5 protein-coding genes are annotated in these 15,913 nt (G+C 74.0%); all 5 read right to left on the bottom strand.

Translation table 11 applies throughout. The annotated features are described in order from the left end of the window. Window position 1 precedes the first annotated feature (1 nt). Window positions 2-259 carry an acyl carrier protein gene (locus AB0O34_RS07675; protein ID WP_363913766.1) on the bottom strand — a complete coding sequence of 86 codons (258 nt, stop codon included), beginning with the start codon at window positions 257-259 and terminating at the stop codon, window positions 2-4. 58 nt (window positions 260-317) lie between these two features. Continuing rightward, window positions 318-1,190: a 3-hydroxyacyl-CoA dehydrogenase NAD-binding domain-containing protein gene (locus AB0O34_RS07670; protein WP_363913764.1), complete on the bottom strand. Its 873-nt coding sequence runs from the start codon at window positions 1,188-1,190 to the stop codon at window positions 318-320. Window positions 1,191-1,250: 60 nt separating this feature from the next. After that, complete coding sequence (locus AB0O34_RS07665; protein WP_363913762.1) at window positions 1,251-10,649, bottom strand: SDR family oxidoreductase; 9,399 nt, start codon at window positions 10,647-10,649, stop codon at window positions 1,251-1,253. Then, window positions 10,642-15,480, bottom strand: a complete 4,839-nt coding sequence (locus tag AB0O34_RS07660; protein WP_363913760.1) for an SDR family NAD(P)-dependent oxidoreductase — start codon at window positions 15,478-15,480, stop codon at window positions 10,642-10,644. Before AB0O34_RS07660 ends, AB0O34_RS07665 begins: the two co-directional genes overlap by 8 nt. Window positions 15,481-15,515: 35 nt before the next feature. Next, a partial coding sequence (locus AB0O34_RS07655) for a phosphopantetheine-binding protein (protein ID WP_363913758.1) occupies window positions 15,516-15,913 on the bottom strand: 398 nt, incomplete at its 5' end.

The raw sequence follows: 15,913 nt of genomic DNA, 5'->3' as shown, positions 1-15,913 counted from the left end.
GTCACACCTGGACGGCTAGGTCCGACGACAGCCGGGCCACCAGGTCGGACATCGAGTCCGCGGTGCGGAAGTTGTCGATGCGCAGCTCCTCGTTGGGGATGGTGACGCCGAACGTCTTCTCGACGAACATCACCAGCTCCATCGCGAACAGCGAGTTGACGAACCCCAGCGCGAAGATGTCCTGGGACTCGGTGATCTCCGCCTGCGGGTAGCGGCTGCGGACGAAGTCGAGGATCTGGCCCTTGGCGATGTCTGACATTTGATGACTCCTTTGAGTGTCTGCGCTGTTAGAAGGCGGGCTGTTAGAAGGCGGGCTGTTAGAAGGTCGAGCCGACGGGCCGGCTGGCGCCGTCGTAGGTGTAGAAGCCCCGGCCGGTCTTGCGGCCGTGGAGCCCGGCGTCGGTCATCTGCTTCAGCAGCGGGCACGGCCGGTACTTGCTGTCGGCGTAGTGCTCGTACAGCACCTCCACGCTGTAGAGGATCGTGTCGACGCCGATCAGGTCGGCGGTCTCCAGCGGGCCCATGGGGTGCCCGAAGCAGCTGCGGAACACCTCGTCCACCGACGCGGCGTCGGCCACGCCCTCGTGCACGAGGAAGGCCGCCTCGTTGACGGTGAGCATCAGCACCCGGTTGGAGACGAACCCGCACGAGTCCTTGACGTCGATGGCCTTCTTGCCCATCGCGGTCAGCAGGTCCCTGGTGCGCTGGATGGTCTCCTGCGAGGTGTGGAAGCCGGGGATCAGCTCGACTGCGGGCTTGGCCGGCACCGGGTTCATGAAGTGGACGCCGATGACCTTCTCCGGCCGCCGGGTGACGGCCCCGACCTTGGTGATCGGGATCGCGGAGGTGTTGACGACGAAGACGGTGTCCGGCCCGCAGACCGCGTCGAGCGTCTCGTAGACCTCCCGCTTGACGTCCCAGTTCTCCGTCACGTTCTCGATGACGACGTCGGCCTTGGCCGCCCCCTCGGCGCCGACGGCGGTGGTGATCCTCGACAGCACCTCGTCGGGGTCGAGGGCGGGGCCGCCCATGAGCCGGCTCATGCGGCTGTTGTGCCGGATGGTGGCCAGCGCGTCCTTGAGGATCGTCTCGTCCTTGTCGACCAGGACCACCTCGTGCCCGGTCTGCGCCAGGTTCTGGGCGACCCCGACGCCCATGACACCCGCGCCCACTACGCCGATAACCGTCATGACCTACTCCGTTTCTCGTCGTTCACTGCCGTGCCGGCATGCCGGGTCTTGCTGGTGGTGCTATCGGCCGCGCCTGCGGGCCGCCGAGGCTTCGAGGCCCGACCGGCGGAGCTGCGCGCGTACCTGGCTGCCGCCGTCGGCGTTCGCGAACGCCGGTGTGGCACCCGAGGTGAGCGCCTCGATGGTCACGCCGAGCGCGGCCACGGTCGGCGCCTCGTAGAGGATGTGCGGCGGGAGCTCGTCCAGCTCGAACTCGCGGCGCAGGGCGGCCACGATGGAGACGCCGAGCAGCGAGTTGCCGCCGAGCTCGAAGAAGTTGTCCTGCACCCCGACCCGGTCGAGCCTGAGCGACTCGCACCAGATCGCCGCGATGGTCTCCTCGGTGGGGCCGGAGGGCTCCTGGTAGGAGGTGACCAACTCGGGGCGGGGGTGCCTCTCGCCGCCTCCGCCGCTCATGGCGGGCGAGGTCACCGCCTCCAGGTTGAAGCGCGAGCTGCCGAGGACCACGGTCGGGAAGTCCTGGGTGGACACCACGACCCTCGGCTCCCCGGAGGCCAGCGCGCGCAGCAGCGACCGCCAGCCGTCCTCGAAGCCGATGCCGACGCGGGCCCGGTTATCCCTGAAGAACTTCTGCAGCTCGTCGTCGTACCCGGCCAGGCCCGCCTCCCAGGCGTTCCAGGTCCACTCGCCCCAGTCGACCGAGAGCACCCTCCGGCCGGAGTCGGCGAGCCGGTACGCGTAGCTGTCCAGGAAGGCGTTCGCGGCGCAGTAGTCCACCTGGCCGGGGCCGCCCCCGGTCGCCGAGGTGATCGAGGAGAAAAGCACGAGGAAGTCCAGCTCGATCTCGCCTGGCTCGCCGATGCGCAGCGCCTCGGCGATGGCCAGCGTGCCGGCGATCTTCGGCGCCAGCACCGCGTCCAGCTCCTCGGGGCGCTTGAACTGCATCAGCCCCATGGCCGGGACTCCGGCGGCGTGGAGCACGCCGTGCAGGGCCCCGAAGCGCTCCATGGCCACCTCGACCGCGCGCCGCACGTCCTCCGCGCTGCTCACGTCGCCGATGACGATCTCGACCTCCGCGCCGAGCGCGACGATCTCGCTCACCCGGGCCACCCGCCGCAGGGTGTCCTCGTCGCGGACCTCCGCGCCGGGCGCCCCGGCGAGGATGCCTTCCCATGCCTCGCGCGGCGGCAGCCCGTGGCGGGCGAGCAGCACGAGCTTGGCCCGGCAGTCACGGGCGAGGTGCTCGGCCATGCCGAGCGCGATGCCGCCGAGCCCGCCGGTGACCAGGTAGACGCCGCCTTCGCGCAGCACCCCGCTGTCGGCGGCGGACGGCGCCATGGTCTCGTAGCCGGGCACCCAGCGGCGGCCGTGCCGCAGCGCGACCGTCCGGTCGGTCATCGGCCGGCGCAGCTCGGCGACCAGGCCGGCGATCACGGGTGCGGCCGGGGCCGTCTCCAGGTCGACGAGCCGGGTGGCCACCTTCGGGTGCTCCAGCGGGATCACCAGGCACGGCCCCATCAGCGTCGCGCCGCCGATGTCGGTCACGTCGTCCCGCAGCACCTGCTGGGTGCCGGAGACGGCGACGTCGAGCGACCATTCGTCGGTCCCCGACTCGGCCGCCGCCCTGGCGAGCGCGACCAGGGTGTGCAGGCCGTATTGGACGGCGGAGTCGCCGGCGGTCGCGCCGAGCGTCCACAGGTGTACCACCCGCTCCAAGGGCCGCCCGGCGGCACGCAGGTCGCGCAGCAGGGAGAGCGTGTCCTTCACGCTGCCCGGCCTGAGCGTGTAGCCGTCGGCGGTCTCGGTGTACGCGTCGCCCGGCCGTACCAGGCTGATGGACGCCCCGGTCTCCGCGACCGCCCGCCGCAGCTCGGCCACCACGTCGTCGGCCACCCCGTCGCGGGTGTAGACCAGCCACGACGCGGGTTGCCGCTCGCCGGGCGCGGGCGCCGCGGTCTGCCGCCACACCGGCAGGTACAGCCACTGCTCCTCGGGCAGCTTGGGCAGGCTGGTGATCGCCTCGAACAGGTCGGCGGGATCGGGGGCCTCGCCCGGCAGCGCGAGGGCGCCGGCCGTACGGCTCCGGCGACCGGCGCGGGCCGGCGGGTCGATCCAGTACCGGTGCCGCTGGAAGGGGTAGGTCGGCAGCGGGACCCGGCCCGGCAGCCCGGCGAGGTCGCCGGCGTCGGCGTGGCGGCCGTGGTAGGCCGTCCAGTCGATGTCGGCGCCGACCAGCCACAGCCGGGCGAGGCAGCCGGCGAGCACCGCGTCGTCGGGGCGGCCGTCGCTCCCGCCGGGCAGCGCGTTGAGGATCAGCGGCCACCGCTGCGGCGGGCAGCCCGCGCCCCGCATCAGGGCGCCGAGCGACTGGCCGGGCCCGATCTCGACCACGGCCAGCTCGGGATCGGCGAGCAGGGTCTCGATGCCGGCCGCGAACCGCACCGTCCCGCACATGTGGCGGGCCCAGTACGCGGGGTCGCACACCAGGTCCGCTTCCGCGAGCTCGCCGGTGAGGTTGGAGATGTACGGCAGCTCCGGGGGGTTGAGCCGCACGTTTGCCTTCACCCAGTCGGTGAGCTCGCTGCTCAGGTGCGTGAGCATCCTGGAGTGGAACGCGTGCGTGGTCGTAAGGAGGCGGCACGCGATCTCGCCGCGCCGAAGGTCGGCGACCAGCCGCTCCATCGGCTCCACGGGACCGGCGACGACCGCGACCTGCGGGCCGTTGACGGCGGCGATGTCGAGGCCCCGCTCCTCCAGCCGGAACCGGCGGCGCAGCTCGTCGGCAGGCAGCGACACCGCGGCCATCGAGCCCGCCGGGACCTCGGCGATCAGCCTCGCCCTGTGCGCCACCAGCGCCAGGGCGTCCGGCAGCGAGAGCACCCCCGCGAGGCACGCGGCGACGTACTCCCCGAGGCTGTAGCCCAGCATGATCCGCGGGGTCACGCCCCAGGTCATCAGCGTGCGCGCCAGCGCGTACTCCAGGGCGAACAGCGCGGGCTGCACCACCTCCGTGCGCTCCAGCGCGGAGACCCGCCCGTCGGCGCCGCCGGAGCCCCCACGCCCCAGCAGGGCGGCGAGGCCGAGGCCGCCACCGCGCTCGCCGGCGAGCAGGTCGGTCAGGTCCACGTCCGGCAGCGCCTCGCGCAGCGGCCCGAGGCACTCGTCGAGGAACCCGCGGAACACCGGCTCGCGACGGTAGAGCTCGGCCACCATCCCGGGATACTGCTCGCCGACCCCGGCCAGCAGGAACGCCACCGGACGCCCCTGGACGGTGTCGACGCGGCTCAGCACGCCCGGCTCCGCCGACTCCCCGCTCAGCGCGGCCACGGCGTCCTCGATGGACGCGGTGACCGTGGCCCGGCGGTGCTCGAACGTCTTGCGCCCGACCTGGAGGGTGTACGCCACGTCGGCCAGCCGCGTGCCTGGCTCGGCGCGCAGGTGCTCCCCGAGGCGCTCGCACGCCTGGTCGGCCGCGGTGGCGTTCCGCGTCGAGACCGGCAGCACCTGGTACCGGCGGGTGGACGCGGAATCGGCGGGCGGGACGGCGGGCCGTACGGGTGCCTCCTCGACGACCATGTGGACGTTGGTGCCGCCCATGCCGAGCGAGTTGATCCCCGCGATCCTCGGCCGCCCCTCGCGGGTGCGCCAGGGCGACAGCTCGGCGTTCACGTAGAACGGGCTGTCCTCGAAGTCGATCTCGGGGTTGGGGCTGGTGTAGTGCAGGCTGGGCGGGATCACCTTGTCGCGCAGGGCGAACGAGGTCTTGATGAGCCCGCTCGCCCCGGCCGCGCGGTCCAGGTGCCCGACGTTGGTCTTGACCGACCCGATCGGGCAGTACTGCCTGTCCCTGGTCGGGCCGAACGCGCGGGTCAGCGCCGCGACCTCGATGGGGTCGCCCAGCTCGGTCGCGGTGCCGTGCGCCTCGATGTAGCTGATGTCCTCGGCGGTGACCCCGGCGTCCGCCATCGCGTCGGCGATCACCCGGGCCTGTCCGACGACGCTCGGGGCGGTGTAGCCGACCTTGAGCGCGCCGTCGTTGTTCATCGCCGAGCCGCGGATCACCGCCCAGACGTGGTCGCCGTCGCGCAGCGCGTCGGAGAGCCGCTTGAGCACGACCACGGCGGCGCCGTCACCGAACATGCTGCCGCGCGCCTGCGCGTCGAAGGTGCGCACGTGACCGTCGGGCGACTCCATGCCACCCGGCCCGAACCGGTGCCCCACCCGGTCGGGAACCCGGATCGAGACCCCGCCGGCCAGCGCCAGCTCGCACTCGCCGTTGCGCAGGCTCTGCACCGCGAGGTGCGCCGCCACCAGGGAGGTCGAGCAGAACGTCTGCACCGCGACGCTCGGCCCGTACAGGTCGAACAGGTAGGAGACCTGCGTGGTGAGGGCGTCCTTGTCGTTGCCCATGATGATCTCGTAGTGGCTGACCCCCTCGTCCTCGGAAAGGAGGCGCTCGCCCATCTGCAGCAGGTAGGTGCTGATGTTGGTGCCGCCGAACACGCCGACCCGCCCCCGGTGCTCCGGCGCCGCGTACCCGGCCTGCTCAAGACCCTGCCAGCACACCTCAAGGAACGCCCGCTGCTGCGGGTCGGTGAGCGCGGCCGTACGGGGGCTCATGCCGAAGAACGCCGCGTCGAAGCCGCTGATGTCGTCGAGCACCGGCCGGGCCGGCACGTACGACGGGTCCTTGATCAGGTCGGGCTCGACCCCGGAGGCCAGCAGCTCCTCCTCGGAGAAGAAGCTGATCGACTCGACGCCCTCGCGCAGGTTGCGCCAGAACGCGCCGACGTCGTCCGCCCCGGGGAAGCGCCCGGCCATGCCGACGATCGCGATGCGCCGGTCGTCCACCGGCTCCGCTCCCGGGTTCTCCGGCCGCGCGGTCGCGGTGGCGCGCGCCGCCGCCGTCACCGTGGCGCGGGCGGGCGCGGGCCGCGGGGCGGCGGCGCCCTTCTCGTCGAGGATGCCCGCGAGCGTGTACACCGTCGGCGCCTCGAAGAGCATGACGGTCGGGACCGCGATCCCGAAGCGCTTCTTCACCAGGGCGAGCATCTGCAGCGCGACCAGGGAGTTGCCGCCGAGGTCGAAGAAGTTGTCCCTGGTGCCGACCGGCTCGATGCCGAGCACGTCGGCCCACAGCTCGGCGAGTGCCCGCTCGGTCGCGCTCAGCGGCGGGCTGTACGGCTGCGGAAGCTCGGGACGCGGGAACCGCGCGCCGCCGCCCGCCGCCGGTTCTGGCGCGGCCATAGCGCGGGGCAGCCGGTCGTCCAGGCCGCCCGCCGCCACCACCAGGCTCGGCCCGTGCCCGGCCAGCACCTGGTCCAGCGCGTCGAGGCCCTCCTCGGTGGTCATGGAGTGGGCGGCCATCGCGGCGCCGATCCCCCCCTCCATGTGTTCGAGGGTGCAGGACCAGGTGTCCCAGCTCACGGTCACCCACCGCGTGGGCGATCGCCCGTCCTGGTACTTGAGGTGGCGGCGGTGGCCGATCGCGGTCAGCGCGGCGTTGGCCGCCGCGTAGCTGCCGAAGGTGATGCCGCCCAGCAGCGACGACGTGGAGGAGAACAGCACGCAGAAGTCGGGCACGCGCTCCGGTCCGAGTTCGTGGACCACCTCGTCCAGCACCAGGGCCCCGCGAACCTTGGCGCCGAAGTGCCGCGCGACGGCCTTGCCGTCCAGTTCGCGCAGGGAGCGGAAGGTGTCACGCCCCGTCTCGGCGGCGGCGTGGATCACCCCGTCGAGCCGGACGTCGCCGGGCAGCGTCTCGGCGAGCGCCGCGCGCATCGCGTCGGCGTCGGTCACGTCGACCCGCGGGGTCAGCACCTCGGCGCCGAGCGCGCGCAGCCTCCGCACGCCCTCGTACCGGGGGTCGCCGGCCGTGTCCGGGACGCCGCCGCGGCTGGTGAGGATGACCCGGGCCGCGCCCGACCGCACCAGGTGCCCGGCCACGAGCAGGCCGACGTCGCCGAGCCCGCCGGTCACCAGGTAGGTCCCGCCGGAGCGGATCACCGCCTTCTCCGGCACGCTCCCGCGGTCCCGCGCCGCCGGGACGTACCCGCGCACATGGCGCCGGCCGTCACGGTAGGCCACCAGCACGTCGGCGGCCGGCCGGCGCAGCTCGGCGGCCAGCGCCTCCGCCGCCTCGGCGGGCGACGTGTGGGAGTCGAGGTCGACGGCGTGGCAGTCGAGGTTGAGGTACTCCTGGTTGGCGACCAGTGGCAGCGTGGCGGCGGCGGCGTGGCCGGGCGAAGGGCTCTCGCCGTCGGCCACCGCCTGGCCGCCCTGGGTGACCATGATGACCCTGGCGCTGCCGGCGCCGTCGCTGCCCCACGCGTCCAGCATCCGGGCGAACGGCAGCACGGCCTGGCCTGGGTCGCGGCCGCTGCCGCCGCCGTCGAGCATGCGCAGGTCCACCATCGTGACCGGCCCGCCGGCGGCGAGCCTGCTCACCAGCGCGGTGTGGTCGTCCAGGGACGTGAAGTCGAGGACATAGCCGCCGGCCACCTCGGCGAAGGCGTCGCCCGGCCGTACCGTCACGACCTCGGTGCCCGCGGCGCGCAGCGACTGCGCCAGCACGTCGGCGACTCCCGTGCCGTCGGCCAGCAGGACGCACCGGGCGAGGGCCTGGGCCTCGGCGGGCAGCTCGGCCCGGGTCCAGCGCGGGACCATGACCTGGACATGGGCGGCGGCCCTTTCCGGCCCGGCCGCGCCGGCCGCATCGGCGGCGAGCCCGGCCGCCGGCGCGGTGTGCCCGGCGGGCGGGTCGACCCAGTACCGCTCCCGCTGGAACGGATAGCCCGGCAGCCCGACCTTGGCGACGGGGCGGTCCTTCTGGTAGCCGGCCCAGTCGACCGGCACGCCCGCCAGCCACAGCCGTCCGGCCGCCTCGGCCAGCACGTGTCCGGCCGGACGGGGATCGGCCGCGGCGGGCAGCGCGGGCACCACGAGGGGCCAGCGGTCGCGCGGGCAGTCCCGGTGGCCGCGCACCATCGCGCCGAGCGACTGGCCGGGGCCGATCTCCAGCAGCGCGAGCTCTCCCTGCTCCAGCAGCGTGCCCAGCACCGCGTCGAACCGCACGGGCGCGCACATGTGCTCCGCCCAGTACCCGGGGCCGGTCACCTGCTCGGCCGTGGCCAGGGCGCCGGTCACGTTGGAGATGTACGGGATGCGCGGCGCTTCGAGCCTGATGTTCGCGGCGATCCACTCGGTCAGCTCGGCGCGGACCGGCTCCATCATGCGGGAGTGGAACGCGTGGCCCGTGGCCAGCGGCCGGCACGGCACTCCCTCGGTCTCCAGGAACGCCCTGGCCGCCTCCATGGCCCCCGGCTCCCCGGCGATCACGGTGAGCTCGGGACCGTTCAGCGCGGCCACGTCCAGCCCGGTGACGCCGGCCCGTTCGAGGCGGCCGCGCAGGTCGTCGGCGCCCAGCGGCACCGCGCTCATCGCGCCACCGGGCAGCGCGCCGATCAGCTTCGCGCGGTGGGCCACCAGCGCGAGCGCCGACTCCGGCGACAGCACGCCGGCGAGGCACGCCGCCACGTACTCCCCGAGGCTGTACCCGGCCACCACCGAGGGCTCGACGCCCCACGACCGTACGAGCCGCGCCAGCGCGTACTCGACGGCGAACAGCGCCGGGTGGAGCAGCTCGGTGGGCATCGTGTCGTCAGGCGTGGTCTCGCGGCCGAGCAGCCGGCCGAGCCCGCCCGCGTCGGCGGCCTTCCTCGGCCGCAGCATCTCGGCGAGCGGGTCCACCCCGCCCATCCGCCGCCGCAGCACGGCGCGGCACTCGTCCAGCACCGCCCTGAACACCGGCTCGGTGCTGTACAGGTCGGCGGCCATGCCCGGGTACTGCTCGCCGGCGCCCGCCACCAGGAACCCGACCGGCCGGTCCGTGCGGCTCTCGGCGCGTGCCAGCACCCCGGCGTCGCGTATGCCCGCGGCGGCCTCGTCCACGGTGGAGGCGACCAGCATCCGGCGGTGCCCGAACAGCCGCCGCCCGGTCTGCAGGGTGTACGCCACGTCGGACAGGCGGTGCGGGCTGGACTCGTCGGCGAGGTGGCCGGCGAGCCGTTCTGTCATGGCGTCGGCCGCGGCGGCGGTCCTCGCGGACCACACCAGCAGCTCGGGACGGGGCGCCGCCTCCGGGCGCGGGACGATCGGCGCCTCTTCCAGCACCACGTGGGCGTTGGTGCCGCCGATGCCGAACGCGCTCACCCCGGCCCTGCGGGTCCGTCCGGGCTCCCGTGGCCAGGTCCTGAGCCGGGTGACCACCTCAAGCCGGGCCTCGCCCGCGTGCAGCTGGGGGTTCGGCTCGGCGAGGTTGCGGGTGGGCGGGATCTCGTCGTGGCGCAGGGCGAGCGCCGCCTTGATGAGGCTGGTGACCCCCGCCGCCCGGTCGAGGTGGCCGACGTTGGTCTTGACCGAGCCGATCAGGCACGACTCGTCGCGGAACACCTGCTGCAGGGCGGCCAGCTCGGCGGCGTCGCCGAGCGCGGTGCCGGTGCCGTGCGCCTCGACGTAGTCGATGTCGGCGGCCGTCAGGTCCGCGCTCGCGAGCGCCTCGGCCATCACCGCGGCCTGGCCCTGGACACCGGGCGCGGTGAAGCCGACCTTCTTGCCCGCGTCGTTGTTCACCGCCCAGCCGCGGATGACGGCGTAGATCTGGTCCCCGTCGGCGAGCGCGTCCTCCAGCCTGCGCAGCGCCACGACGCCGACGCCGCTGCCGAGCGGGCTGCCGAGGCCGCCCGCGTCGAACGCCCGGCACTCGCCGTCCGGCGGCGCGATGCCGCCCTGCTGGTACAGGTAGCCGACCCTCTGCGGCACGCCGACCGCCACGCCGCCGGCCAGCGCCAGGTCGCACTCGAAGCCGGCGAGGCTGGTGGCGGCGGCGCACACCGCGACGAGCGACGTCGAGCAGTAGCTCTGCACCCCGTAGCTCGGGCCGGACAGGCCGAGGGTGTGCGCGACCCGGGTGGTGAGCGAGTCCTTGTCGTTGGCGAGCCCGACCGCGAGCTCGCCCATGACGGCGCTGATCCCGCTCGGCACCAGGTTGTTCTGGAGGTAGGAGCTCCACGCGCCGCCACCGAAGACGCCGATGGCGCCGTCGAAGCGCGTGGGGTCGCAGCCGGCGTCCTCCAGCGCCTCGTAGCTGTGCTCCAGGAAGAGCCGCTGCTGCGGGTCGAGGATCTGGGCCTCTTTGGGGCTGAAGCCGAAGAAGCCCGCGTCGAAGAGGTCGACGCCGTCGATGACCGCGCCCGCCTTCACGTAGCTCGGGTCCTGGAGCAGCTCCTCGGCGACCCCGGCGGCCCGCAGCTCGTCGTCGGTGAACCTGGTGATCCCCGACAGGCCGGCCCGGATGTTGGTCCACAGCTCGGCGACCCCGGATGCCCCGGGGAACCGCCCCGACATCCCGACGATCGCGATGTCGGTGCCGGAGGTCTCTCCGGCGATATCGTCAGTCACGTCTACCGTCCTCATTCCGGGTGCTGGAACGGGCACGGCGCCGCCGCTGCCCCCGAGCCGAGCTGGTGGTGAGTGCTTGCCGTGCGGCGGCGTCATCGCCGTCGGCGCCTTCCAGAGCCGCGGCGAACTCCGCGACGGTGGGATGCTCGAAGAGCACGGCCGGCGCGATCGGCACGCCGAGCTCCTTCTCGATGGCGAGCACCATGGCCATGCCGACCAGGGAGTTCCCCCCGAGGTCGAAGAACGGGTCGTGGATGCCCACCTGGTCGATGCCCAGGTAGGCCCCCCACACCTCGGCGATCTTGGTCTCCGGCTCGGTCCGCGGGGCCGCGTAGTCCGTACGCAGCTGCGGCCGGGGGAACCGCTCGCCCCGGGGCACGGCCGAGGCCGCGCCGACCAGCGCGTCGATGTCGACCATGGCCGACCAGTCGCGCAGCACCTCGCGCAGCGGCTGGCGCACGGCGAGCACGCTGCCGTGCCCGCCGGTCACGATGCGGTCGAGGAACGCGCAGCCCGCGTCGTCGGCGAAGCCGTACTTCTCGCGGTAGGCGCGCACCCGGTCGGCGAGGCCGCCGGCGCCCTTGAGCGCCTCGGCCTGCCAGTCGTCGTGCCGCCACGGTCCCCAGGCGATCGACACGACCCTGGTCGACGGCGCCGCCGCCGAGAGCGCGTCGCCGTACGCGTCGAGCACGGTGTTGGCCGCGCAGTAGTCGGACTCGCCGATGCCGCCGAAGGCCGTCACCGCGGAGGAGTACAGGACCAGCACCTCGGGCCGCTCCGCGGCGGGCGTCTTCGGTCCGACCAGCTCGGCCAGGGGTCCCATCGCGAGGACCTTCGGGGCGAGCACCGCGCCGGCCTCCGCCGGCGTCCTGCGCTGCGCCATGCCTCCGGCGGGCACGCCGGCCGCGTGGATCACGCCGTGCAGCGCGCCGAAGTGCTCCCGGCAGCGGCGCAGCGCGTCCCTCAGCTCGTCCGGCACCCCGGCGTCCGCGGTGAGCAGGAGCACCTCGGCGCCCGCCGCCTCCAGCTCGGCGACGTCGCGCAGGCTGCTCTCCACGCGACTGCCGGGCTCCGGTCGCACGTCACGCGGCAGCGGGGTACGGCCGACGAGCGCGAACCGCCGCACTCCCTCGCGGAGCAGGTGCTTGGCCAGGGCCATGCCGAGCCCGCGCGCACCGCCGGTGATCAGGTAGACGCCGTCGGCACGCCAGGGGATCCCGGCTTCCGGGGTCGGGGCCTCGCCCCAGCTCCGCTGCCAGCGGCGGCCGCGGCGCCAGCCCGCCAGTGTGTCGTGCGTGGCGAGCGCCTCCGCCTGCTCGGGCTCGCGGAGCAGCTCGTACGCGAGCTGTCCGGCCGCCCGCTCCCCCAGCCCGTCGCCGGGGGCCTCGGGGTCGAGGTCGACACCGTTCCAGGTCAGGCCGTTGTACTCGTGGCGCACCGCCCGGCCGAGCCCGTGGGCCACCGACTGGTACGGGGCGAGCGCGTCGCCGCCGAGGACCTCCGAGGCGCCCCGGCTCACCGTCAGCAGACGGACGCCCTGCCGCGCCGGCAGCTCGTCGAACGCCTGCACGGCGAGCAGCAGGCTGTCGAAGCCGTGCCGGACCGCGTCGCGCAGCTCCTCGTCACTCGCGTACCCGGGGGTCTGTGCGGGGGTGAGCAGGCTCCACAGGTGCACGACGTGCACCGGCCCGCTCGCCTGGGCGACCTCGCCGAATACCTCGCCGTAGTGTGCGGGCACCGCGGGGTCGATGACGACGCGCCGGCCCTCGCGTCGCAGCCCGGTCCCGGCGACCACCTCCACCACCTGGGTGCCGGCCGCGGCGGCGAGGTCCGCCAGCGCTCCGCCGATGCCGCCGGAGTCGGTGAACACGACCAGGGGTCCGGGGAGCCCGAGGGGGGTGCCGATCGGTGGGACGCCGCGCGCGGCGTCCTGCTGCCAGGCCGGGGCGAAGCAGAAGTCGGCGGGCCGCCGCGACACCTCGGGTGAGGTAGCGACCTGGCCCGGGTCCAGCGGCTCCGGCCAGAACCGTGTCCGCTGGAAGGGGTAGGCGGGGAGGCTTATGATCTTGGCTCCGCCGGGGCGGGTGAGCTCCCAGTTCACCGGGACGCCGAGCTCCCACAGCCGCGCGCAGGTCTCCAGCAGCTCGGTGCGCGCGTCCCGGCGCTCGCCCGCCGTCCAGCGCGCGGGCAGGGTGCCGAGCACCGCGGCGCCGGAACCGGTCGTCATGTTCTGCCGCACCAGGCCGCCGAGCGTCTGCCCCGCGCCCAGCTCGACGAACACGTCCACTTCCCGCGCCACGCAGTGCCGCACGCTGTCGGCGAAGCGGACCGGGCTGACCAGCTGGTCCGCCCAGTACGAGACGCTCATCGCCTGCTCGGGGGTGAGCGGCGCGCCGGTGAGGTTCGACACGATCGTGGCCTTCGGCGCGTGACGCGGCACCGAGTCGAGCAGCGCGGCCAGCTTCTCGCGCGCCGGCCGGAGAAGGGACGAGTGGAAGGCGTGCGCGGAGCGCAGCGGGCGGCAGGCGACGCCGTCGCCGGTCAGCAGGGCGCTCACCTCGTCGATCTCCGAGGGGACGCCGCTGAGCACCGTCATCGATGGGCCGTTGAGCGCCGCGATGTCGACCTCGGTGCCGCCGCGCGCGAGCACCGCGCGGACCCGGTCCTCACCGGCGGCCACCGCGACCATCTTGCCCGCGGGGGCGGCGCTGATCAGGTGGGCCCGTTCCACCACCACGTGCAGCGCGTCCTCAAGGGTGAACACCCCGGCCAGGCAGGCGGCGACGTACTCGCCCAGGCTGTACCCGACCAGCATGTCCGGCGCGACGCCCCAGTGCGCCAGGAGCTTGGCCAGCGCGTACTCGACCGTGAACATCAGCGGGTGCGCGATCACGGCGTGGCTCAGGGGACCATCGGATTGGTCCTGCCCGGCGCCGTCCCGGCCGAGCAGCGCCGCCAGATCGCCGGGCGCCGGGCGCTGGGCGGGGACGTCCAGGTCAGGGAAGAACACCGGCCGCAGGTCCACGCCGGCCCGTTCCCCCGCCAGCTCGATGCACCGGTCGACCGCCTCGGCGTACACCGGCTCGCTGTCGTACAGCTCCCTGCCGAGGCCCAGGTACTGGTCGCCGACGCCGGGGAGCAGGAACGCGACGCGGGGGTGTCCCTTCGTGCGGTACACGCCCCCCTGCGCGGCCGTGCGCCGCAGCAGCCGGACGGCGTCCCCGAGGTCGGCGCAGACCAGGGCGCGCCGGTGGTCGTGCTCGGCGCGGCCTGCCCGCAGCGTGTGGGCGACGTCGGCCAGGGCCGGTTCGGGCACCTCGGACAGCCGGGCCGCGAGGCGTTCCGCCTGCTCGCGCAGCGCGGAGCCGCTCGACGCGGAGACCGTCAGCACCCGCTCCGAGGCGATGCCCGGCCCGCCGGAAGCGGCGGCCGGCTCCTCGGGGACGGGCGCGGACTCCAGCACGAGGTGCGCGTTCGTCCCCGACCACCCGAACGAGCTGACGCCCGCCAGGCGGGGCCCGCCGTCGCCGGGCAGCCGGGTCGCGCTGGTGACCGGCTGGACGCTGCCGTCCTCCGGGATCGCCGCCGCCGGCTCCGACAGGTGCAGGTTCGGCGGGATCAGCTTGTTCTCCAGGATCAGGACCGTCTTGATCAGCCCGGCGACGCCCGCCGCCGCCTGGGTGTGACCGATGTTGGTCTTGACGGCGCCGACCCGCAGCGGGCGCTCGGGCGGCCTTCCGCCGAAGACGTCGTGCAGGGCGGACAGCTCGATCGCGTCGCCCAGGTGGGTGCCGGAGCCGTGGGCCTCCACGTAGTCGATGTCGTCGGCGGTCACCCGGGCGGCGGCGAGCGCCCTGCTGATCACGTCGGCCTGCGCGCCCCGGTTCGGCGCGGTGAGCCCGTTGCTGCGGCCGTCCTGGTTGACCGCCGAGCCGCGCAGCACCGCCCGGATCCTGCGGCCGTTCCTGATCGCCTTGGACAGCGGTTCCAGCACCACGACGCCGCCGCCCTCGCCGAGGACGTAGCCGTCGGCGCTCGCGTCGAAGGTCTTGCACTTCCCGTCCGCGCACAGCATCGACCCGGCGCACGCCTGGATGAAGCTGGTCGGGTGCAAGGTCAGCGACGCGCCCGCCGCGATCGCCAGATCGCACTCGCCGCGCCGCAGGGCCTCGGCCGCCAGGTGGACCGCGATCAGCGAGGAAGAGCACGCCGTGTCGACCGTGAGCGTCGGGCCGCAGAGGTTGAGCTGGTAGGCGATGCGCCCGGCCGCGACGCTGTACGCCGAGCCCTGGCCCAGGTACGGGTCCGCGAGCGCGTCGCCGCCATGCCGTTCGAGCTGCAGCCGGCCGTACTGGAGGCTGTCCATGAAGCCGACCATCACGCCCGTGCGGCTTCCGGCGAGCCGCGACGGCGAGGTGCCGGCGTTCTCCAGCCCCTCCCAGGCGAGCTCCATCAGGAGGCGCTGCTGGGGGTCCATCCGCAGGGCCTCCCTCGGCGAGATGCCGAAGAACTCCGCGTCCCAGCCCGCGACGTCCGGCAGGAAGGTGCCGTACCGGGTGTACACGCCGCCGGGGGCGCGCGGGTCGGGGTCGTAGTAGTCGTCGATGTTCCACCGTGAGGCCGGCACCTCGCTCACCGCGCTCCGGCCCTCGCGGAGCAGGTCCCAGAACCCTTCGACGGTCTCGCCGCCGCCCGGGTAGCGGCAGGCCATCCCGATGATGGCGATCGGCTCGTGGCCGCGGTCTTCGGCCTCGGCGAGGCGGCGGCGCGTCTGGGTCAGTTCGACGGTCACGCGCTTGAGGTAGTCGCGGAGTTTGTCCTCGGTCCCCATCGGTCGAGCCTTTCCAGTAAGCGTGAGTCAGCAGGTCAGAGTTCGTTGTCGATGAGTGCGAAGATCTCCTCGTCGGAAGCGGAATCGATCTTCCCCGTCACGCCGTCGGCGCCGTTGGGACCGGTTGGACCGGCGCCGAACCTGGTCAGGCCGCTCTGCAGGATGGCGACGAGCTTGCCCCGTACGGCCTCCGCCTCTCCGTTGAGGGCGGTCAGCATCGACTCGACCCGCTCCAGGGCACCCCGCAACGTGTCCTCCGGGGACGGCGCGGCCGGGGCGAGCGTCTTGAACAGGTAGTCGGTCAGCGCCGTGACCGTGGGGTGGTCGAACACCAGCGTGGCGGGCAACCGCAGACCGGTCTCGCCATTGAGCCGGTTACGCAGCTCCACCGCCGTCAGCGAGTCGAACCCCAGCTCGTTGAACGCCCGGTCCA

Source organism: Sphaerisporangium sp. NPDC088356 (assembly GCF_040685555.1).
Taxonomy (GTDB): Bacteria; Actinomycetota; Actinomycetes; order Streptosporangiales; family Streptosporangiaceae; genus Sphaerisporangium.
Note: the sequence above shows the minus strand (reverse complement) of the source record. Positions and strands in the feature narration are given on the sequence as shown.

What these genes read in the sequence shown, in the direction of transcription:
- AB0O34_RS07675 (WP_363913766.1), bottom strand. Translation starts at nt 259, where the DNA reads ATGTCAGACATCGCCAAGGGCCAGATCCTCGACTTCGTCCGCAGCCGC.
- AB0O34_RS07670 (WP_363913764.1), bottom strand. Translation starts at nt 1,190, where the DNA reads ATGACGGTTATCGGCGTAGTGGGCGCGGGTGTCATGGGCGTCGGGGTC.
- AB0O34_RS07660 (WP_363913760.1), bottom strand. Translation starts at nt 15,480, where the DNA reads ATGGGGACCGAGGACAAACTCCGCGACTACCTCAAGCGCGTGACCGTC.